Origin of the sequence: Pseudomonas sp. MWU12-2345 (assembly GCF_023242385.1) — a bacterium.
In the GTDB taxonomy this organism is placed as follows: Bacteria; Pseudomonadota; Gammaproteobacteria; order Pseudomonadales; family Pseudomonadaceae; genus Aquipseudomonas; species Aquipseudomonas gingeri_D.
Genome location: NZ_JALLJA010000004.1, coordinates 336,321 through 355,121, shown reverse-complemented (window position 1 = coordinate 355,121; position 18,801 = coordinate 336,321). Strand labels below are relative to the sequence as shown.

The following is an 18,801-nucleotide window of genomic DNA, read 5'->3' as shown; positions in this document are numbered from 1 at the left end:
GGTCAGGTCCCGCGCAAAACTTGTGCTGTACTGGCCTATAGCGACTACCTTTTTGATTAACCGGAAGGTACAAGGATCGCTGGTGTCGTAGTTTGATCACTATCGCAATGCCCCAGGAAAGGGTCGAACAATAAGAAACCCTTCTTCGAGGCTCTTATGAACAGACTCGAGATTCATCAGCAAATCTGCCATTCCATTGAAGAACAACTGTCGCTGAAATGGTCGCAAGATCCGTCAAAGGCCACGGACAACACCTGTTCCCTTGATCTCGTCGAGTTGTTCCACAACCTTGAGTGCCTGTTCGAGGTGCGGCTGGATCTGAACCGCGACCTGATAGGCATCACCACCCTTGGCGATCTCAGTCGATTTATCTATGAAAAAACCCGGCCCGCCGAACCCGCCGGATTCCCTCTCCCAGGCACAATCCCGCCGCCCTTTCCGCAAAGGCAGACAGGGAGACCGGGCGCATGAAAAGAGCCGATATTCGCAAGAGCGTGCATGATTTCGTCAGCCAACGGCTCGACGACCACCAGGCGTTCGCTGACGATCAGAGTTTGCAGGGATTGGGATTCGACACCCAGGACATTGAAGACCTGATGTTCCATCTTGAAGATGAGTTTGATCTGACGGCGTTTACCGAAGAGGAAGACCGCTTGCTCAAGGAAGCGGTCACGGTCAACGACTTGAGTCGTTTCCTGGAGAAAATCGCCAGGCACTGAACTTCGCCAACACGGCACGGCGAAGAGCGCTGAACCCTGTTGCCGGCCCGTGGGCGCTTAGCGACGCGGCTGGCGGCGACGGCGATCATCGTCGGTACGAATAGGTACCGGCTGCAGTGGCGGTTCGATCAGACCCAGGGCAACACCGAGGTCATGGAGCCAGGTTTGCAGTTTGTCTTTCATATAGCCCCCTTCAGGGTAATGCGAGCGACGGGATTCTGTAGCCGCTTCACACAGATCATAGCCCTAAGTCCTACGCAATGCTGTCCCTTGCAGCAGGATCTTTGATTTAAATCATGGCAAAACGCTTCAAGCCGACGCACGGAGCCCTTCGGCACTGTCCGCCAGGGGCAGCAAGGCGCTTTTCTGCAGCTCGATCCAGGCCGCCAGGTTGGCGCCGACCATGCCTTTGCGCCACATCAGCCAGGTGGTGGCGCTGGCAAAAGGCTCGACCAGCCGATGCACCGACACGCTTTCCCGCCCGGGCAGGCTGGCCAGCATCGACTCGGACATCATCGCCACGCCGGAGCCGGCGGTGACACAGGCGAGCATTCCGGGATAGGACTCGATCTCGATGGCCCGGCCCATGGCCGCGTGATAGTGGCCGAACCAGGCCTCCAGGCGCAGGCGGTAGGCACAGCCGCGGCGAAAGGTGAAAACCGGCTGCCCCTGTACTTCCAGGGCACTGCGCACCGGCGGGTGATCGGCCGGTGCGATCAGCACCAGGGTTTCATCGCAGAATGCAAGGCCGTCGAGCCCCGCCAACTGCAGCGGGCCATCCACCAGGGCGGCATCCAGGCGCCCGGAGACCAGCCCTTCGAGCAATTCGCCGCTGGGCGCGGACTGCACCTGCAGGTTCACTTCGGGATAGGTGCGGTGATAACGCGCCAGCATCGACGGCAGGTAAATCGCCGCGGTGCTGTACATGGTGCCCAGTACGAAGTCCCCCGCCGGTTGCCCGCCACGCACGGCAGCCTGGGCCTCGTCATGCAGCGAAAACAGCCGGTTCGAGTAATCGAGCAGGACCTTGCCGGCCGGAGACAATTGCAGGCGCTGGCGTTCACGCAGGAACAGTTCGACCCCCAGTTGCTCCTCGAGCTGCCTGATCCGCGTGGACAGGTTCGACGGCACCCGGTGCAGGCGCTCGGCGGCGCGGGTGATGGAACCCTCCTCGGCGACCGCGTGGAAGATCCGCAATTGGCTGAACTCCATGACCCTCTCCAAAACTGAACAAGTTACTCACTATTATTCATTTTTAAAGAAAGTCAATCGATCCTAGCCTGACGGTCATAGTCCTCTGCCGGGAAATGACGCCATGTCACCTCTGATTCGTTTAACCGCCTGCTTTATCGCCCTGATGATGGCCATGGGGGTGGGCCGCTTTGCCCTGACCCCGCAACTGCCGCACCTGATCAGCGAAGGCCAGATCGACCTGACCGCCGGCGGCCTGATCGCCGCCGCCAATTACCTGGGCTACCTGCTGGGCGCGGTGGACGCCATGTTCGCCCGGCGCGCGCACCATGTCCGCCTGCGCCTGCTCGCCGGCCTGTGGTTATGCGTGCTGTTGACCCTGGCCTCGTACTGGGCCCATGGGTTCTGGTCACACTGGCTGCTGCGCTTCGGCACCGGGGTGGCAAGTGCCTGGGTAGTGGTCATGATCACCAGCCTGAGCCAGCCGCTGGCCCATGCCGTCGGCCGTCCACGCCTGGGTGCCTGGGTGTTTGCCGGTCCCGGCCTGGGCATCGTGCTCACCGGCTTGCTGGCGCTGGGCTCGAACCTGCTGGGAGAGAACTCGTCGACCCTGTGGCTGGTGTACGCCGGCGTCGGCCTGCTGATGTTGCTGTTGATCCTGCCCTTCCTGCCGCTGCCGAGCGCCACACCCGTGGCCACAACCACAGCCGCACCCGTGATCGTGGACACAGAACAGCAATCCATCGGTCATCTGGGCCTGGTCTATGCCTTGTACGGCCTGGGCTACATCATTCCGGCGACCTTTCTTTCGCAGATGGCCAGTGCGCACTTCCACGGGCAATGGCAGGCCGATCTGTTCTGGCCCGGCTTCGGCTTGGTCGCGGCCCTTGGCGTGGTGCTGGTGAGCCTGCGGCGCGCCAAACCCGACAGTACCCGTCGCTGGTTGATGGTGACGCTCTGGCTGCAGGCCGCCGGGGTCTTCGCCTGCCTGTTGTCGAGCGGCCTGGGGCTGGTGCTGGGTGTGATTCTCTGCGGTACGCCGTTCCTCGCCTGCATGCAGTTGGTCATGCAGCGCTCGCGGGAACTGGCGCCGCACGCCACCCATCGCAATGCCGGGTGGCTGACCGCCTGTTTCGCCATCGGCCAGCTCTGCGGGCCGTTGCTCGCGGCCTTGAGCAGCCACTTCAGCGGTGGCCTGCAACCGGCCTTGATCGTGGCGGGCAGCGGCCTGGTACTGGCGGGATTGGTGGTGTTGCGGCCGGTGGCGGCCGCAACACCCGGGGTGGCCCTGGTGCGACGCTGAGCCTTGCAGGGTTGCGACAGGCAGGACAGCTACGCAGTCCATCGCCGGCAAGCCGGCGCCTACAGAATCACGCTGAAACGCGATTATTGTGGGAGCTGGCTTGCCGGCGATGACGTCAGCCCGGGCAACATCCACACTCAGCTCAATTCGATGCGATCGGCATGGATCACAATCTGCCCTTGCTTGTAGAGCGCACCAATGGCTTTCTTGAAGTTGCCTTTGCTGACCCCGAACAAACCGCTGATCACGGTCGGATCGCTCTTGTCGCTGACCGCCAGCACACCGTTGTTTTCACGCAACTTGGCGAGGATCTTGCTGTTCAGGCTCCCGGAAGCTTCTTCGCCGACGGGTTGCAGGCTCAGGCTGATCTTGCCGTCGGCGCGGATCTCCTTGATAAAGCCCTTTTCCTCTTTGCCGGCCCGCAGGAACTTGAACACTTCGTTCTTGTGAATCAGCCCCCAATGCTTGTTGTTGATGATCGCCTTGAAGCCCATGTCGGTGGCTTCGGCCACCAGCAGGTCGACTTCCTGGCCGGGCGTGTAGCTGGCCGGAGTCTTGTCCAGGTAGCGATCCAGGCGGGCCGTGGCGGTGATACGACGGGTATGCTTGTCGAGGTAGACATGCACCACGCAATAGTCGCCGGCGCTCAACTGGCGCTTCTCTTCGGAATACGGCAACAGCAGATCCTTGGGCAATCCCCAATCGAGGAACACACCAATACTGTTAACTTCCTTGACTTTGAGACTGGCGAATTCACCGACCTGAACTTTGGGTTTTTCCGTGGTGGCAATCAACTTGTCAGCACTGTCCAGATAAATGAAAACATTCAGCCAGTCTTCATCTTCACTGGGAATATCCTTGGGGATATAACGGTTGGGCAGAAGAATCTCGCCGTCCGCGCCGCCGTCCAGATACAAACCGAAATTAGTGTGTTTAACCACTTGCAAGCTGTTATAACGCCCGACTAAAGCCATTTCCAATACCCTCATTGCGTGGCTGGCATTCTACCCGAGTTTGACGACGCTGTTTCACAGCCCTTGCCCCCGGCTGAAAAGCCCGCTGCAAGGCTTGATTTTCAAGGGGTTGCCGATAGAAACAGGCCCGTTCGTCAGACCGCTGGCTGCACTCCCCCTTGAAAATCTACCCTTGGGTGGAAAATATCGAGGCCGGGTTACGAGTCAAAACAGTAGCTTAGCCAATAATAACAAGGCCCCCACCACGTCTTGGCGAATACCCCACTACCTTTGCCCTGGATATTTATCAAGCAATTGTCAAGCCTTTCAGGTAGAATGATCGATCCAGTTAATATCTACACAGGTTAATGGCCGCCATGCGCGTAAAAGCATCGAACAGCAAAGCAAAGCCCGCTCCAGCCGTTGAAACCAGCGATTCGATCAACGAGCAAATTGCGGCTTTCCTGAAATCCGGCGGCGAGATCCAGCAAATTGCCAAAGGCGTCAGCGGCCAGACTTTCGGCCCGTCGAAACAGATCACCCTCGGCAAAAAGTAATTCCCCCCGCGCAACACCCAAGCCACTCTGCGCTTTGAACCTCAAGGCGCAGGGCTGAAGCAACACTCCCGCCCCCATTGCAGATACCGCGCCGATCACCCGTGCACAAGTCCCCTTGCGCCCGTATCAGCCGCCATGGTCATCGTTGGAAACCATTGAGCGGTTGAACCACTGGCCGCAGAAGCGTTCCATGGAAAGGTGTCCCCATCAGGATTCGTCCATGTCGTACCGGCTGACCTCCCTCTTCTGGTTGCTGTTCCTGAGCCTGGCCATCGGTGCCTGCTCGCGGGCAAGCCTGGCCTATCGCAACCTCGATGTGATCATTCCCTGGACCCTCGGCGACTACGTGGACATGAACCGCGGGCAGAAAGACTGGTTCCGCGAACGCCTCAAGGAGCACCTGCACTGGCATTGCACCACGCAACTGCCGGACTACCTGGACTGGCTCGAGCACGTGCAGCAGATGGTCGAAACCCGTCAGGTCACCGATGCCAACGTGCAGGCCCGCACCGCCGAGGCCCGCCAGGCGATTGCCCAGGTCACGCGCACCGTCACGCCCTCGGCGGTCGAGTTGCTGCGGGGCCTGAGCGATCAACAGGTAAGCGAGATGAGCCAGGCTTTTGCCAAGGATCAGCGTGAACATCGAGCGGAGTACGTGACCCCGCCCGTCGACGAACAGATCCGCGACCGCGCCGAGCGCATGAGCAAGCGCCTCAAGGGCTGGCTGGGGCCATTGAGCCTGAGCCAGCAACAGCGCATCACCGCCTGGTCCACCAGCCTCGGCGAACAGAACCGGCTATGGGTGGCCAACCGGATGAACTGGCAGATGCAATTGAGCAAGGCGGTCGAACAGCGCCAGCGCGCGGACTTCCCGCAACGGATCGAACAGTTGCTGCAAGATCAGGACAGCCTGTGGACCACCGAGTACCGCCAGGCCCACGAGCGTGCGGAGCAGGCCACCCGCAGCCTGCTGGTGGCGTTGATGGCCGAGAGCAACGCCGAACAACAGATACGACTGCTGAAGAAGATCGACGAAATGCGTCAGGACTTCTCACAGCTCAAATGCCTGAAAACCGCTCAGGGCGGTTGAGCAAAAACCGTCGTCTGTTGGCCCGGGACTCAGGCGATCTGCACCTTGGCGGCCAACTGATCGAAGGTGGCCGGGTCCAGCGCATCAACCTGCTCGTCGAGTACCTGCAAAGGGTGATCGTTGCCGGGAATGCTGCTGTCGAGCAGGCTCAACAGGGCAGAGCCACGCGGCGTAAGGATAAAGTTCTCGCCATTACCGCCCTCGTCCTCCGGGCGGCTCTCGATATAGTCGTGCTTGAGCAGCAGCCGTTCGTAATCGGCCGCCAGCGCCTTCAGGTCATCGAGATTGCCCGTCACCTGTCCCTGCGCGGCCTGGGCCGTGGCGTGCTCCTCGGCGTAGGCCCGGGGGGCGAAGCTATGACCGGCGCTGTTCTGCACCTCATGGAGCAAACGTTCGATCAGTTCCCAGTTGTAAGTCGTCATCCTGATTAACCCTTCACGTGTGAGAGTGAGAAGCCCTGCATAAGGATAGAGTAGTGTCGGCCATGACGGTTCAGCCGGTTTGCACCCACGGATGACCATTGGGCGGAAACCGCCCGACGCCTGGCCGATCGAGCCCGGGAGAAACGACACGGGGCAGCCTGCGCCGCCCCGTCCTTGTTCCGTCAGACCTTTCGATCTAGAGACTGTCGCTGGTGGAGAACCCGCCGCCACTCCCTGAGCTGGAAGAACCGGACGAGCTAGCGGAACTGGAACCGCCCGACGAACCGCCCCCAAAGAAGCTGCCCGAACTGCTGTGCGAACCGCGGCTCCGACTGCTGCTCGAACGGGCACTGCTGCTCGGGCTGGGAGCAACCCTGATGAACTCGCGGTTATTGTCCACCTCACTCACCACCTGGGAGAGCGACAGGGCGCCCCGCATGAACCCGACGAGCAAGCCATCAAGATCCACGTTCTGATAGTCGTAGCGGGAACTGATGAGTCCCCCTGACTGCAACGTACGCTCCAGTTGCTTGGCCAGCTCATAGCTGGCCTCGGCGTCCCGGCACTGCCGCTCCAGAGAAGGCACGCGCAACCGCAACACCTCCAGCTCAGCGCGCAGATCACGTACCCTGCGCACCAGCTCGTCATCCTGCGCACCCTGGGTCTGTCCGGCCAGGTGCTCCAGGGTCAGGTCATTCATCTCGGCCAGTTGCCGGGACAACAGCTCGGAGGCCTTGGCGAAACCCTCGTCACGCTTGCTGACGTAGGGCGCCAGGCGCTGATGGAGCGCATTGGCCTGCGCCTTGCCCGCTTCCAGCGCCTGCTGCGCTTGCCGCTGACGCTCTTGCAAGACCGGCAGATCGCTGGCGGACAGGGCACGTTGATGCAGCCGCGCGCGCTCGGCCTCCTGGGCCGCCCGATTTGCCTGACGCTCCTTGCCAACTGCTTCATTGGCCCGCTGCATGGCCAGCAGCGTGCGCTCGGCGGCACTGTTCTGGGTGAAATTGCACAGTCGCGCCACCCAACGGTCCAGCCCGCGCCAGACAAACCGACCGACATAACCCTCGGTACCGAATCCGCGGTCGCGCAGATAGACATAAAGCGGGTCGGCCTGGAATGCCTGGAGCTTGAGCCGACATTCATCGCGCAGTTCCTTGTAGGACTGCTCGTCGGCCTCGCTGATCAAGGCGGCCTGCTGCTGGGCCCGGAGGTCCTGCTCGACTTGCTGATCAAGGTCCGCCACCTGGGTCTCAAGCGCCTCGGCCAAGCCCGAGATCACCTGCAACTGCCCGGCAATGCCCTCCTCCACCTGCGCCAGCTCCTGACGCAAAGCGGCCTCCGCCTGCTCGCGCTGGTCGAGCAAACGCTGAACCTCGACAGACAGCGGGGCACCGCCGGACAGCTGATAATTGGCGATATGCGGAAAGGCGTTGCCGAGCCCCTGCTGCAGGCGCAACTCCTGATCGTGGGCAGCGGACAACTCGAGCTGCAGTTGGCGCAGCTGTGCCTCCAGGTTCCGGGAGTTGTCGCGGATGGAAGCTTCTATGCGGCTCGCGTTCATTACCACTCCAGGATGTAATCAGGTTTGGTTTTGACCGGTCCTTTGACGAACGCAAAGGACAGCGAGTTGGCCGCCTTTTTCCCCATCAGGCGATCATCGACAAGGCCATCTGCCTGCTTGTCATTCTTGGCCGCCTGGTAGGTGGCCTGATTGACCCGCACGCCAAAGATCGAGGCATAACGCCGCTCCCCGGTCTCGACACTGGTGATGGGCAACGGGACGACATTGCCCGAGGCGTCGAGCGCCTCGGCCAGCAGGTACCAGGACTTGCCCCCGGTCGGATCGAAATTGCGCTCAACCATCGACTTCTCGCCGGTACGGCTGACCACTTCCAGGGTCAAGGGTGTCGCCGCTATCGCCCGCAGTTGCTCAACCTCCTTCAATCCCTGTTCGGCGGCCGTCGCATCCATGACCTTGACGGCCTGATCGACCTTGGCAAACAGCGGTTGGAACTGCCCGGCATCGGCGTTGCTCAAGCCCATCTTGCGCACTTGTTCCTGCGCATCCTGCAGCTTCGTCAACCAGGGCCTGATCGTGTCCGTTTGCGCGCTCAGCGCATCCAGCTGAGTCGCCAGTGCCTTCATGTCGGCACTGTCCTTCTTCAGGCTCTTGACCGCCGAGGCGGCCAGCTTGGAGTCCTCTTTGTAACTCTGTTCCGTGACGTGCACCGGCAGCGTGATCCGTTCTGCTGCACGCGCGGTCTCCAGCACCGGCCCGGTCTGTTCAAATACCTGCCGCGCCGCCGGCAAATTCGCCACAAGCCCATCGGCCTTCAGCGTGGAGACACGCTTTTCCAACTGCTCACGCTGCCCGGCATGGCTTGCAACCAGCGCCCTAGCCTCATCCACTCGACCCTGTGCTGCGCTCAGCGACGCCTGAGCAGAAAACTCCGAGACCGACGGCGCAACCAACAGCACCCACAACCCAACTCCCAGGACACCTACCGTAGGCAGCAGCCAGCGTCCACGAGTGATATAGACCCGTGCCAGCAGCCGGGTCATCGAGCCGAAAGTTGCCGGAGCCTGATACGTCAGGCGGTTGGCGAAGAAGTTGCGAACGCCCTCTTCGACCAGGGCATCCTCCACCTCGATGCCCTTGGCCCGGTAAAACTCACGGATCTGCTCGGCCACCCGCAAGCGATGCTTGGGCAGGTCCAGCTGTTTCTGCAGTTCGGCCTGGCTGAAACGCATCTCGTCGATCAGCGCCATGGCCCCCATCTGCTCGGTGAGGGAGACAACGTTGCTCACTTCAGATCCCCTTTTGCAGGAGCGCGCTGAAGCGACGCTTGCTGTCCTCGGTGATCGACTCGATTTCCGCCGCCGCCGCCGAGGACTCCTTGCGCAGTTCCTGGATCAGACTCAGGCTGCTGGCCTGGAAGTCCACCACGGCATCGGCCAGGGCCTTGACCGAGCTGGCCTTCAGGGTCGAGCCGTAGCCGGCCTTCAACGCCGCATTCAGCTGCTCGCCGCCGACCTTGGCCTGGATCTCCAGGCTGGAGTTGATCCCCTGGTTCATCGCATTCAGGGTGTTGGTCACTTCGGCCAGCCCGCCGGACGAAGTAAAGCCCGCTGCCAGGCCGGTCAGGACGATTTCGTTGGTGGCGAAAAAGCTCACGGCACGCTGGTACAGCCGCTCTTTGACGCTGTGGTACTGGCTCAGGCGCGCAAACACCAGCTCGGCCGCGTTGTAGGCGGTCTTCAGTTGATCGGCGATATCGGTGATGATCTGGTAACGCTTGTCCTCGTCCTGCAGGTCGCGCAAGGCGACATCCCGTGCCAGTTCGAGCTTGGCCCGTTCGGTCGCTTCCAGCTCGGCACCCTCCAGGGCCGCGCCAGCCTCGGTCAGGCCCTGGCGCCCGCTATCCATCTTCGCCTGGGCGATTTTCTGCACTTCGCAGGCATCTATCTCGGCCGTTTTCATCGCCAGGCGATAGTCCTGATAGGCTTCGAGAATCAGGCTTTCCAGCTGTATCTGCTCATTGGCCGACTTCGCCACATCCAGGTAGTTCTTGCGAATGCTCTCGAAGCGATCCGGGATCGAACCGCGGCGCATATTCATCCAGCCCAGCTGGATGCGCTCGGAGAATTGCAGCTTGCCGTCGGCCATCCATTCCATCATCTGCCGGGCATCGGCCTGGATCGAATCGAAGCTGGCGGCGATATCGGCATAACGGGTGCTGACGTCCATGCTCTGCAACTTGTCGCGGACCACGGCATTGAACACCGTGGACTGTTGCAGCGTGGCGGCGATGGCGGTGACGCGGGTGGCGTCATACACCGATACCTTGTCCAGCAGTGCCAGCACGGGAGCATTCTGCTCCGGGAAAGTGATGCCGATGGAGCGCAAGGCAGACATGGAGCGTTCGAGGTAGTTCATGAGCATATTCCCTATACGGAGCCTTCCAGGGCTCCATCATCCTGCCAACGTGAACGCGAAATAATACCAGAGCGTCGTTGTTGAAGTTCCCATCTGACTGCCGTTTTTTAGCAAAGTGCCACTACCGCCCTTCACTATTTGAAGGGCAGCTGCGCAAGCATCGCCCCACAAAAACGCCAATGCCCCGACAAGTCGGGGCATTGGTGGGAGAGCAACCGCTTCACTGCGTTTTCACGCAACCGATAGCGGGTTATTCGGCAGCCGGGGCTTCCGGCTTGCGGCGCTTGAGCGGCGCCATGCCGTCCTTGCTGACCAACGACAGGGCATCGGTCTTCGGCCGGTTGGCGATCTTGCGTTTGGTCGGTGCCTTGGCGGCCGACTTCTTCTTGTCGCCCTTGGCGTCGGTCTTTTTCTTCTTCACGCCGACAGCCTTGCCCGAAGCCTTGACCTTCTTCGGCCCGCCATAGGTGCCCTTGACTTCCTTGATGGTGCGGCGCTCGAAGCTCTGCTTGAGGTAGCGTTCGATGCTCGACATCAGGTTCCAGTCGCCATGGCAGATCAGCGAGATCGCCAGGCCGTCGTTACCGGCACGCCCGGTCCGACCGATACGGTGCACGTATTCGTCGCCGCTGCGCGGCATATCGAAGTTGATCACCATGTCCAGGCCGTCCACGTCCAGGCCGCGAGCGGCGACGTCGGTGGCCACGAGGATCTTCACCCCGCCCTGCTTCAGGCGGTCGATGGCCAGCTTGCGGTCCTTCTGGTCCTTCTCGCCGTGCAGGACGAAAGCCTTGTATTCCTGGGCCACCAGGCGGCCGTAGATACGGTCGGCCATGGCCCGGGTATTGGTGAAGACAATGGCTTTCTGATAGGTCTCGTTGGCCAGCAACCAGTTGAGGATCTGCTCTTTATGCTGGTTGTGGTCGGCGGTGATGATCTGCTGGCGCGTGGTGTCGTTCAGCTGGCTGACCGCATTGAGCTGCAGGTGCTCAGGGTTGTTCAAAACCTTGGCGATCATGTCGCGCAGGCCGGAACCGCCGGTGGTGGCGGAGAACAGCATGGTCTGCTGGCGGTTGGTGCATTCGTCCACCAGGCGCTGCACGTCTTCGGCAAAACCCATGTCGAGCATGCGGTCGGCTTCGTCGAGCACCAGCACTTCGACTTCTTTCAAGTCCAGGTTGCCGGCGTTCAGTTGCTCGATCATCCGCCCCGGGGTGCCGATCAGGATATCCGGCACCTTGCGCAGCATGGCGGCCTGGACCTTGAAATCTTCACCACCGGTGATCAGGCCGGACTTGATGAAGGTGAACTGGGCGAAACGCTCGACTTCCTTGATGGTCTGCTGGGCCAGCTCGCGGGTTGGCAGCAGGATCAGGGTCTTGATGCTGACGCGAACCTTGGCCGGGCCGATCAGGCGATTGAGGATCGGCAGGACGAACGCGGCGGTCTTGCCGCTACCCGTTTGCGCCGTCACCCGCAGGTCACGCCCCTGCAACGCCAGTGGAATGGCCGCGGCCTGCACGGGCGTAGGCTCGACAAATTTAAGCTCGGCCACGGCTTTGAGCAGGCGTTCGTGCAGGGCGAATTCGGAAAACACGGGTGCTACCTCGAAGAAATACAAAATATCAGCGGCATAGGGTAACGGTTTCGAGCGCCGAGGCCGAGTTTCTTTGTGAAAAGCGCGACAAACAGCGCTGTTTTTGTGCGCTGAATGGGTTGGCACGACGATAGTCGGTCGGGGTCTGGTTCATCTCCACACGAAAGTGCCGATTGAAATTGGAGAGGTTGCAGTAGCCCACCTCGAAACAGATGTCCGCCACCGACATCTGGGTTTGCAGCAACAAACGGCAGGCGCGCTGGACCCGCAGCTTGCGCATAAGGTCGATAAAGCCATGCCCGGTAATACGTTTGAAAAATCGCGAGAACCCCGGTTCGCTCATCCCCAACTGCCCGGCGATCACTGACAGCCGGACATCTCCCGTCAGCTCCCGAAGCAGGTAATCGAAGGCTTTATGGATGCGTTCGGAGCTTTTCGCATCCAGCGCAGGCATATAGCAGGTGCTGGCCAGACAGCACGCCTCTGTCACCGGAGCACTCGCCAGGGTGTTCAACAACTGCAGGAACATCAGCAAACGCGGCAAACCCTGGGCAGGACCGATGGCTTCCAGCAGCCGTGCCGCTTCAAGGGCCGTTTCGCCAGTGAACTCCAGGCCCCGCCGGGCGCGCTCGAACAGCACCTGCAAATCGCCAAGCTCGGGCATGACTTCGCGCAGGGCCAGCAGCGCCGCACCGTCGAACTGCAAAACCACATCTCGCCCCTGCAGATGCTCCCCCGGCGCCAGGTCACCCATCCAGTCATGGGGCAGGTCCGGCCCCATCATCGCCACGTGGCCGGCGGCAAACGCACCGATGTAGTCGCCCGCCACCAGTTTGCCGCTCCCCTGGCGGATCAGATGGATTTCGTATTCGGGATGATGATTCCAGCGCGCAAGCGCGTAGGGATAGTCGTGCTCATACCAGCGAAAGCTGTGCTCCGGCTGAGGCAGGATGACCTCCAGCTCGGCCGGGGGCTGCTCGAATAGCGCGGCGCGGCGATCAGGCATGGCTTGCCCCTTTTTTATAGTTCTGAACAGCAACATAGCCGGATCAAAGGGTGTTCGCTACCCAAGGTATTACCCATGACTGGTACTTTTTTGATCTTTGCAGGGACCAGGCGGCGCGATTAAAAAAGTATCGGTTTCTCGTCCTCAACGCGTTTGTTGCGCCTTTCGCGAGCTGGTGTAATCCAGCCGTCACCCGCTGCGGTCCGAGACATTTTTGACCAGCCACGGTTTACAACAACAATAATAATTCCGCGCCACCGGCGTGGAGTGGAGAGCATCATGAAGACCCGGCATCACGCGCTCATTCTGTCCGCTGGTTTGTCTTTGGCCTGTGCCGCCCAAGCCGCCGAAACCCTCACCATCGCGACGGTGAACAACAGCGATATGATCCGCATGCAGCGGCTCTCCAAGGTTTTCGAAGAACAGCATCCCGACGTCAGGCTGAATTGGGTCGTGCTGGAAGAGAACGTCCTGCGCCAACGGCTGACCACCGATATTGCAACACAAGGCGGACAGTTTGACGTCTTGACCATCGGCACCTACGAAACGCCGCTGTGGGCCGCCAAGCATTGGCTGGAACCGATGAAGGATCTGCCGGCGGCCTACGATGTCGCCGATATCTTCCCGTCGGTGCGCCAGGGCCTGTCGCTCAACGACACCCTCTATGCCCTGCCCTTCTACGGTGAAAGCACAGTCACCTATTACCGCACGGACCTGCTCAAGCAGGCCGGGCTGACCATGCCCGAGCATCCGACCTGGACCCAGCTCGGCGAGTTTGCCGCCAAACTGCACCACCCCGATAAAGAGCAATACGGCATGTGCCTGCGTGGCAAAGCCGGTTGGGGCGAGAACATGGCGCTGCTGAGCACCCTGGCCAACACCTTCGGAGCGCGCTGGTTCGATGAGCAATGGCAACCCGAACTGACCGGGCCCGAGTGGACCGCCGCGGCCAATTTCTACGTCAACACCCTCAAGAATTACGGCCCGCCAGGCGTTTCAAGCAATGGTTTCAACGAAACCCTGGCCCTGTTCAACAGCGGCAAATGCGCCATCTGGGTCGATGCAAGCGTCGCCGGTTCCTTTACCACGGACAAGACCCAAAGCCGGGTCGCCGACACGGTGGGCTTCGCCCCGGCACCGGTCGAGGTCACAGACAAGGGTTCGTCCTGGCTGTATGCCTGGTCATTGGCGATACCCACGACGTCCCGGCACAAAGAGGCCGCCAAGGCGTTCATCACCTGGGCCACATCGAAAGACTACATACAGTTGGTCGCCGACAAGGACGGCATCACCAATGTGCCGCCGGGCACCCGTCTGTCCACCTACAACGATGCCTACCTGAAGGCAGCACCCTTTGCCAAAATCACCCTGCAAATGATGCAGAACGCCGACCCCGCCCGCCCCTCGGCCAAGCCCGTGCCCTATGTCGGCATCCAGTACGTGACGATTCCCGAGTTCCAGGCCATTGGCACCTCGGTGGGCAAGCTGTTTTCCGCCGCGCTCACCGGCCAGATGTCGGTGGAGCAGGCCCTGAGCGCTGCGCAGATAGCCACGGCCAAGGACATGCAGCGCGCGGGTTACCCGAAAAAATAATCCGCACCACCGGCTGTCGCAGCCCTTCGGCCGACAGCCGCTCATTTTCGTGAACAGGAAGCCCATCTGATGAAACGACTTGAAGGAAAAAGCGCGCTGGTGACGGGTTCGGCCCGAGGCATAGGCCGCTCATTCGCCGTGGCCTACATCCGCGAAGGCGCCAGCGTGGCGATCGCCGATATCAATCTTGAACGCGCACAGGCGACCGCCGCCGAACTGGGCCCAAAGGCTTATGCGGTGAAAATGGACGTCACCGATCAGGCCTCTATCGACGACGCCATTGCCACGGTGATTACCCAGGCCGGCAAACTCGACATCCTCGTCAATAACGCCGCGTTGTTTGATTTGGCACCGATCAGCGAGATCACTCGTGAAAGCTACGAGCGCCTGTTCTCCATCAACGTGGCCGGTACGCTGTTTACCCTTCAAGCCGCCGCGAAGCAGATGATCAGCCAGGGTCATGGCGGCAAGATCATCAACATGGCCAGCCAGGCCGGGCGTCGCGGCGAAGCCCTGGTCGCGGTGTACTGCGCGACCAAGGCGGCCGTGATCAGCCTGACCCAGTCAGCCGGGCTGGACCTCATCAAGCACAGGATCAACGTCAATGCGATCGCCCCCGGGGTGGTCGACGGCGAGCATTGGGACGGCGTCGATGCCCTGTTCGCCCGGCATGAACACCTCCCCCCGGGAGAAAAGAAGAAACAGGTGGGGGCGCAAGTCCCCTATGGCCGGATGGGCACCGCTGAAGACCTGACGGGGATGGCAATCTTCCTGGCATCGGCGGAGAGCGATTACGTCGTTGCGCAAACCTACAACGTCGATGGGGGGAACTGGATGAGCTGATATCGAAGGCCCCTCGCCAGCGAGATTTTTGTGAGCGGATTTGTCTTCAACGGTCATCTTCCCGGTGTTAAATGATCTAATCCCCCCGATCATTTCCTTCAGAAGATTCGTCGTCCCCCATGGATATCAAACAGCTCTGGCTGCGCGCCCAGGACTTTTTCAGCGCCCTCGATCAACATCCCCTGCTGCAAACCGGGCTGGGCCTGGCCTTGTTGCTGATCGTGGCGCTGGTGCTCGGCCGGGTCGCGCGTTATGTGATCCTGCATACCGCCCGTCTGCTCGGGCGCCAGCCGGCGCTGCACTGGGTCAATGACCTGCTGCAGAACAAGGTCTTCCATCGCCTGGCGCAGACCACGCCCTCGCTGGTGATCCAGTTCGGCCTGCACCTGGTGCCGGAGCTGAGCAAGAACGGCCTGATCTTCTTCGGCAATGTCGCGCTGGCCTTTACCTTCCTGTTCCAGGTACTGGCCATGAGCGCCCTGCTCAATGCCCTGCTGGATATCTACGCACGCACCGAACATGCGCGCACGCGCTCGATCAAGGGTTATGTGCAGTTGGCGAAGATGGTGCTGTTCGTATTCGGAGCCATTGTGATCGTCGCCACGCTGATCGACCGTTCGCCGCTGTTGCTGCTCTCGGGCCTGGGCGCCATGTCGGCAGTGATCCTGTTGGTCTACAAGGACACCCTGCTGTCCTTCGTCGCCAGCGTGCAGTTGACCAGCAATGACATGCTGCGGGTCGGCGACTGGATCGAGATGCCCCAGGTCGGCGCCGACGGCGATGTGGTGGACATCACCCTGCACACGGTCAAGGTGCAGAATTTCGACAAGACCATCGTCTCGATCCCGACCTGGCGGCTGATGTCCGAGTCGTTCCGCAACTGGCGCGGCATGCAGCAATCCGGTGGCCGGCGGATCAAGCGCAGCCTGTTCATCGACGCCGGCGCCGTGCGTTTCCTCCACGATGACGAAGAACAGCGGCTGAGCCGGGTGCGCCTGCTCACCGACTACATCGCTCGCAAGCAGGCCGAGCTCAAGGCCTGGAACGAAGCCCAGGGCAATGTCGCGGCGATGGCGGCGAACCGTCGACGCATGACCAACCTGGGGACCTTTCGCGCCTACGCCCTGGCGTATCTGAAGAGTCATCCGGAAGTACAGCCGGACATGACCTGCATGGTCCGCCAGATGCAGACCACGGCCCAGGGTGTACCGCTGGAGATCTACTGCTTCACCTCCACCACCGCCTGGGCCGACTACGAACGTATCCAGGGGGATATTTTCGATTACCTGCTGGCGGTGCTGCCGGAGTTCGGCCTGAGCCTGTACCAGCAGCCGAGCGGCAACGACCTGCGGGCCGGGATGTTGCCGGCGCTGTTGGGCGCCAGCCATATTCCCGAGCCGCAGGAGCACGCGCTCTAGGCTTTGAGCGGACGCGCGCCCAGGCGGCTGATCCAGACTGCCGCAAGAATCACCAGGCCGCCGAAGAACAATCGCCCCAAGGGTTCATGCTGGTTCCAGATCAACAGGTTGATCAGCAGCCCCACCGGCACATGCAGGTTGTTCATCACCGCCAGCGTGGCGCCATTGACCAGGCACGCGCCCTTGTTCCACCAGTACATCCCCAGCGCCGTGCTGACCAGTCCGAGGAACACCAGCACGCCCCATTGCAGCGGCCCCTCGGGCAGGTAATTGGTCTTGCCGAACAACAGGAACGCCGGCAATGCCACCGCCAGCGCGCCCAGGTAGAAATAGCCGAAACGCCGGTAATGCGGCAGGTCGCTGGGATGACGCGCCACCAGGTGCTTGTAGAGCACCTGTCCGGCGGCATAGGTGAAGTTGGCCAATTGCAGCAGCAGGAAGCCCATGAAGAAATCCGGATTGATCCGGTCGTAGCGGATCACCGCCGCACCGGCCACCGCCACCAGTGCCGCGAGCAAGGCCCAGGGATTGAAGCGTCGGTTCAAGGCATCTTCGATCAGGGTCACGTGCAACGGTGTAAGGATGGTGAACAGCAGCACCTCCGGCACCGTCAGCACCCGGAAGCTCAGGTACAGGCAGACGTAGGTGACGCCGAACTGCAAGGCGCCGATCAGCAGCATGCCGCGCATGAACGCCGGCTCCACCTGGCGCCAGCGGGTCAAGGGAATGAACACCAGCCCGGCCAGCAGCACCCGCACCAGCACGGCAAAGTAGCTGTCGACATGACCGGCCAGGTATTCACCGATCAGGCTGAAGGAAAACGCCTGGAGCAGCGTGACGAAAAGTAGATAACCCATAAGCCCTCACATATTGCCGCCCATCCCACAAAAGGAACGGGCCTGCCATCGAATGGCCGCGACCTTAGCGACTTTCTGCCGCACAAGGAATCCGAGGCGAAAAAAAACCCGATCGGGCTGGGCGGCCGGATCGGGTTGCATGCACTCAGGGAGCAACCAGTGCAAAGGGAGGTTCTGCGCGTACAACTTGAAGGGGTTACTTGAAGAACTGTTGCTACTAAAACAATCGGCGATTAGCTGAACATTAAGCCCTCAAGCAACTTGGGCAATCCGCGCCTTGGCCTGGTTCAGGCCTTTTTCCTGGAAGTCGCCACCCATATTCAGGCCTTCGGCATGAATGAAGGTGACGTCGTGGATACCGATAAACGCCAGCACCTGGCGCAGGTAGGGTTCCTGATGATCGTTGGTGCCACCGGCATACAACCCGCCGCGCGCGGTCAGGACATAGGCTCGCTTGCCGACCAGCAGCCCTTGCGGGCCGGTGTCGGTGTACTTGAAGGTCAGGCCGGCCCGCAGCACATGGTCGAGCCAGGCCTTGAGGGTGCTCGGGATTGCGAAGTTGTACATCGGCGCGGCCAGCACCAGCACGTCCGCCGCCAGCAGTTCGTCGGTCAGTTGGTTGGAGCGCTCCAGCGCCGCCTTCTCGATGGCCGTACGTTGCTCGACGGGTTTCATCCAGCCGCCCAGCAGGTGGCTGTCCAGATGCGGCACCGGATCGGTTGCCAGATCACGGACAGTGATCGGATCGGCCGGGTGAGCGGCTTGCCATTGACCGATGAATTGCTGGGTCAACTGGCGGGAAACCGAGTCTTGCTGGCGGGCGCTGCTTTCGATGATCAGTACGCGGGACATGGGATGTAGGCTCCATCGCTAGGGGCTGTAAGTCGATGAAGTGAAGATTAAACAGCACTTAGCCGATAAAAAAGCCGAAAAAATGACTACAACCTATCTATAAATTTGTTGATAGGCGGAGCATGCTTGGCAGAATGCTCCTGGAGGGTCATTTCGCTACGCAAGTCAGTCCCAGGCTCAACCGGATGATGCTGCGGGTGAATTTGGCGCTGGCATTCTTGCTCTTCCCGGCCGGCAGATCGAGCTTGCGGGTCCGTGGGGCCTCGGGGCCGTTACGGAACACCACGGTGCACAACGCGTCGGTTTTCCCGTAGTTGTTCACCTGGATGGAACCGATATCCGTATCGGTATCGAAGGTCGTGTAGTCGATGCTCAGGCCGTTGAGTTGTTTTTCGACCTCGATGGGATAGGCGAATGCCGTCAAGGGCAGCATGGCCAGCAACACACAACAGATTTTTCTCAT

At 60.9% G+C, this 18,801-nt stretch carries 20 protein-coding genes; 8 read left to right on the top strand and 12 right to left on the bottom strand.

Annotated elements, in window-relative coordinates:
• The first annotated feature begins 156 nt into the window (after positions 1–156).
• Together M5C71_RS11980 and M5C71_RS11975 are read left to right on the top strand one after the other, a co-directional pair.
• Positions 157–471 carry an acyl carrier protein gene (locus tag M5C71_RS11980; protein ID WP_248767918.1) on the top strand — a complete coding sequence of 105 codons (315 nt, stop codon included), beginning with the start codon at positions 157–159 and terminating at the stop codon, positions 469–471.
• Positions 468–719 (top strand): acyl carrier protein, encoded by a 252-nt coding sequence (locus M5C71_RS11975; RefSeq protein ID WP_152738354.1) that lies wholly within the window; start codon positions 468–470, stop codon positions 717–719. Before M5C71_RS11980 ends, M5C71_RS11975 begins: the two co-directional genes overlap by 4 nt.
• Before the next feature lie 57 nt (positions 720–776).
• Here M5C71_RS11975 and M5C71_RS33670 read toward each other — a convergent pair whose 3' ends face one another.
• Positions 777–902, bottom strand: a complete 126-nt coding sequence (locus M5C71_RS33670; RefSeq protein WP_017903325.1) for a PA1414 family protein — start codon at positions 900–902, stop codon at positions 777–779.
• A 126-nt stretch (positions 903–1,028) separates the two neighbouring features.
• The gene (locus M5C71_RS11970) at positions 1,029–1,931 is read right to left on the bottom strand and encodes a LysR family transcriptional regulator (RefSeq protein ID WP_103496482.1); all 903 of its coding nucleotides are present in this window, start codon (positions 1,929–1,931) and stop codon (positions 1,029–1,031) included.
• A 103-nt stretch (positions 1,932–2,034) separates the two neighbouring features.
• Here M5C71_RS11970 and M5C71_RS11965 point away from each other — a divergent pair, with 103 nt between their 5' ends.
• The gene (locus tag M5C71_RS11965) at positions 2,035–3,213 is read left to right on the top strand and encodes an MFS transporter (protein WP_248767917.1); all 1,179 of its coding nucleotides are present in this window, start codon (positions 2,035–2,037) and stop codon (positions 3,211–3,213) included.
• A gap of 137 nt (positions 3,214–3,350) precedes the next feature.
• Here the strand turns inward: M5C71_RS11965 and M5C71_RS11960 are convergent, their stop codons facing one another.
• Positions 3,351–4,187 carry a S1-like domain-containing RNA-binding protein gene (locus tag M5C71_RS11960; protein WP_100938929.1) on the bottom strand — a complete coding sequence of 279 codons (837 nt, stop codon included), beginning with the start codon at positions 4,185–4,187 and terminating at the stop codon, positions 3,351–3,353.
• 347 nt (positions 4,188–4,534) lie between these two features.
• On the opposite strand from M5C71_RS11960, the gene M5C71_RS11955 reads away from it, so the two are divergent.
• A complete protein-coding gene (locus tag M5C71_RS11955) occupies positions 4,535–4,723 on the top strand; it encodes a hypothetical protein (RefSeq protein ID WP_176987101.1) in 189 nt (62 codons plus the stop codon).
• Between the two features lie 220 nt (positions 4,724–4,943).
• Entirely contained in the window at positions 4,944–5,813 is an 870-nt protein-coding gene (locus M5C71_RS11950) for a DUF6279 family lipoprotein (RefSeq protein ID WP_248767916.1), read from the top strand.
• A gap of 29 nt (positions 5,814–5,842) precedes the next feature.
• Here the strand turns inward: M5C71_RS11950 and M5C71_RS11945 are convergent, their stop codons facing one another.
• The 6 genes from M5C71_RS11945 to M5C71_RS11920 all read right to left on the bottom strand — a co-directional run bounded on the left by M5C71_RS11945 (position 5,843) and on the right by M5C71_RS11920 (position 12,775).
• Entirely contained in the window at positions 5,843–6,235 is a 393-nt protein-coding gene (locus tag M5C71_RS11945; protein WP_248767915.1) for a transcriptional regulator, read from the bottom strand.
• Positions 6,236–6,431: 196 nt separating this feature from the next.
• Complete coding sequence (locus M5C71_RS11940; RefSeq protein WP_248767914.1) at positions 6,432–7,796, bottom strand: hypothetical protein; 1,365 nt, start codon at positions 7,794–7,796, stop codon at positions 6,432–6,434.
• Positions 7,796–9,043 carry a DUF6384 family protein gene (locus M5C71_RS33735; protein ID WP_248767913.1) on the bottom strand — a complete coding sequence of 416 codons (1,248 nt, stop codon included), beginning with the start codon at positions 9,041–9,043 and terminating at the stop codon, positions 7,796–7,798. Before M5C71_RS33735 ends, M5C71_RS11940 begins: the two co-directional genes overlap by 1 nt.
• 1 nt (position 9,044) lies before the next feature.
• Positions 9,045–10,172, bottom strand: a complete 1,128-nt coding sequence (locus M5C71_RS11930; protein WP_248767912.1) for a merozoite surface protein 3b — start codon at positions 10,170–10,172, stop codon at positions 9,045–9,047.
• Positions 10,173–10,422: 250 nt separating this feature from the next.
• Complete coding sequence (locus M5C71_RS11925) at positions 10,423–11,769, bottom strand: DEAD/DEAH box helicase (protein WP_100938924.1); 1,347 nt, start codon at positions 11,767–11,769, stop codon at positions 10,423–10,425.
• A 28-nt stretch (positions 11,770–11,797) separates the two neighbouring features.
• Positions 11,798–12,775 carry an AraC family transcriptional regulator gene (locus M5C71_RS11920; RefSeq protein WP_103496476.1) on the bottom strand — a complete coding sequence of 326 codons (978 nt, stop codon included), beginning with the start codon at positions 12,773–12,775 and terminating at the stop codon, positions 11,798–11,800.
• A gap of 279 nt (positions 12,776–13,054) precedes the next feature.
• Here M5C71_RS11920 and M5C71_RS11915 point away from each other — a divergent pair, with 279 nt between their 5' ends.
• From M5C71_RS11915 to M5C71_RS11905, 3 genes are all read left to right on the top strand, one after another.
• Positions 13,055–14,368 (top strand): sugar ABC transporter substrate-binding protein, encoded by a 1,314-nt coding sequence (locus tag M5C71_RS11915; protein ID WP_103496475.1) that lies wholly within the window; start codon positions 13,055–13,057, stop codon positions 14,366–14,368.
• A 69-nt stretch (positions 14,369–14,437) separates the two neighbouring features.
• Positions 14,438–15,211, top strand: coding sequence for an L-iditol 2-dehydrogenase (locus tag M5C71_RS11910; RefSeq protein WP_103496474.1), 774 nt, complete (start codon positions 14,438–14,440; stop codon positions 15,209–15,211).
• 119 nt (positions 15,212–15,330) lie between these two features.
• A complete protein-coding gene (locus M5C71_RS11905) occupies positions 15,331–16,629 on the top strand; it encodes a mechanosensitive ion channel family protein (RefSeq protein WP_248767911.1) in 1,299 nt (432 codons plus the stop codon).
• On the opposite strand, the gene M5C71_RS11900 is transcribed toward M5C71_RS11905, so the two are convergent.
• The 3 genes from M5C71_RS11900 to M5C71_RS11890 all read right to left on the bottom strand — a co-directional run bounded on the left by M5C71_RS11900 (position 16,626) and on the right by M5C71_RS11890 (position 18,801).
• Positions 16,626–17,486: a carboxylate/amino acid/amine transporter gene (locus tag M5C71_RS11900; RefSeq protein WP_103499817.1), complete on the bottom strand. Its 861-nt coding sequence runs from the start codon at positions 17,484–17,486 to the stop codon at positions 16,626–16,628. The genes M5C71_RS11905 and M5C71_RS11900 overlap by 4 nt on opposite strands.
• Before the next feature lie 252 nt (positions 17,487–17,738).
• Positions 17,739–18,338 carry an FMN-dependent NADH-azoreductase gene (locus tag M5C71_RS11895; RefSeq protein WP_103499816.1) on the bottom strand — a complete coding sequence of 200 codons (600 nt, stop codon included), beginning with the start codon at positions 18,336–18,338 and terminating at the stop codon, positions 17,739–17,741.
• Between the two features lie 148 nt (positions 18,339–18,486).
• Complete coding sequence (locus tag M5C71_RS11890; RefSeq protein ID WP_103499815.1) at positions 18,487–18,801, bottom strand: 3-phosphoglycerate kinase; 315 nt, start codon at positions 18,799–18,801, stop codon at positions 18,487–18,489.

Excerpts from the sequence above, each read along its gene's own strand:
- M5C71_RS11910 (WP_103496474.1), top strand. The coding sequence starts at position 14,438 with ATGAAACGACTTGAAGGAAAAAGCGCGCTGGTGACGGGTTCGGCCCGA.
- M5C71_RS11975 (WP_152738354.1), top strand. The coding sequence starts at position 468 with ATGAAAAGAGCCGATATTCGCAAGAGCGTGCATGATTTCGTCAGCCAA.
- M5C71_RS11930 (WP_248767912.1), bottom strand. The coding sequence starts at position 10,172 with ATGAACTACCTCGAACGCTCCATGTCTGCCTTGCGCTCCATCGGCATC.
- M5C71_RS11980 (WP_248767918.1), top strand. The coding sequence starts at position 157 with ATGAACAGACTCGAGATTCATCAGCAAATCTGCCATTCCATTGAAGAA.
- M5C71_RS11920 (WP_103496476.1), bottom strand. The coding sequence starts at position 12,775 with ATGCCTGATCGCCGCGCCGCGCTATTCGAGCAGCCCCCGGCCGAGCTG.
- M5C71_RS11895 (WP_103499816.1), bottom strand. The coding sequence starts at position 18,338 with ATGTCCCGCGTACTGATCATCGAAAGCAGCGCCCGCCAGCAAGACTCG.
- M5C71_RS11955 (WP_176987101.1), top strand. The coding sequence starts at position 4,535 with ATGGCCGCCATGCGCGTAAAAGCATCGAACAGCAAAGCAAAGCCCGCT.
- M5C71_RS11960 (WP_100938929.1), bottom strand. The coding sequence starts at position 4,187 with ATGGCTTTAGTCGGGCGTTATAACAGCTTGCAAGTGGTTAAACACACT.
- M5C71_RS11905 (WP_248767911.1), top strand. The coding sequence starts at position 15,331 with ATGGATATCAAACAGCTCTGGCTGCGCGCCCAGGACTTTTTCAGCGCC.
- M5C71_RS11950 (WP_248767916.1), top strand. The coding sequence starts at position 4,944 with ATGTCGTACCGGCTGACCTCCCTCTTCTGGTTGCTGTTCCTGAGCCTG.
- M5C71_RS11945 (WP_248767915.1), bottom strand. The coding sequence starts at position 6,235 with ATGACGACTTACAACTGGGAACTGATCGAACGTTTGCTCCATGAGGTG.
- M5C71_RS11970 (WP_103496482.1), bottom strand. The coding sequence starts at position 1,931 with ATGGAGTTCAGCCAATTGCGGATCTTCCACGCGGTCGCCGAGGAGGGT.
- M5C71_RS11900 (WP_103499817.1), bottom strand. The coding sequence starts at position 17,486 with ATGGGTTATCTACTTTTCGTCACGCTGCTCCAGGCGTTTTCCTTCAGC.
- M5C71_RS11890 (WP_103499815.1), bottom strand. The coding sequence starts at position 18,801 with ATGAGAAAAATCTGTTGTGTGTTGCTGGCCATGCTGCCCTTGACGGCA.
- M5C71_RS11915 (WP_103496475.1), top strand. The coding sequence starts at position 13,055 with ATGAAGACCCGGCATCACGCGCTCATTCTGTCCGCTGGTTTGTCTTTG.
- M5C71_RS33670 (WP_017903325.1), bottom strand. The coding sequence starts at position 902 with ATGAAAGACAAACTGCAAACCTGGCTCCATGACCTCGGTGTTGCCCTG.
- M5C71_RS11965 (WP_248767917.1), top strand. The coding sequence starts at position 2,035 with ATGTCACCTCTGATTCGTTTAACCGCCTGCTTTATCGCCCTGATGATG.
- M5C71_RS11940 (WP_248767914.1), bottom strand. The coding sequence starts at position 7,796 with ATGAACGCGAGCCGCATAGAAGCTTCCATCCGCGACAACTCCCGGAAC.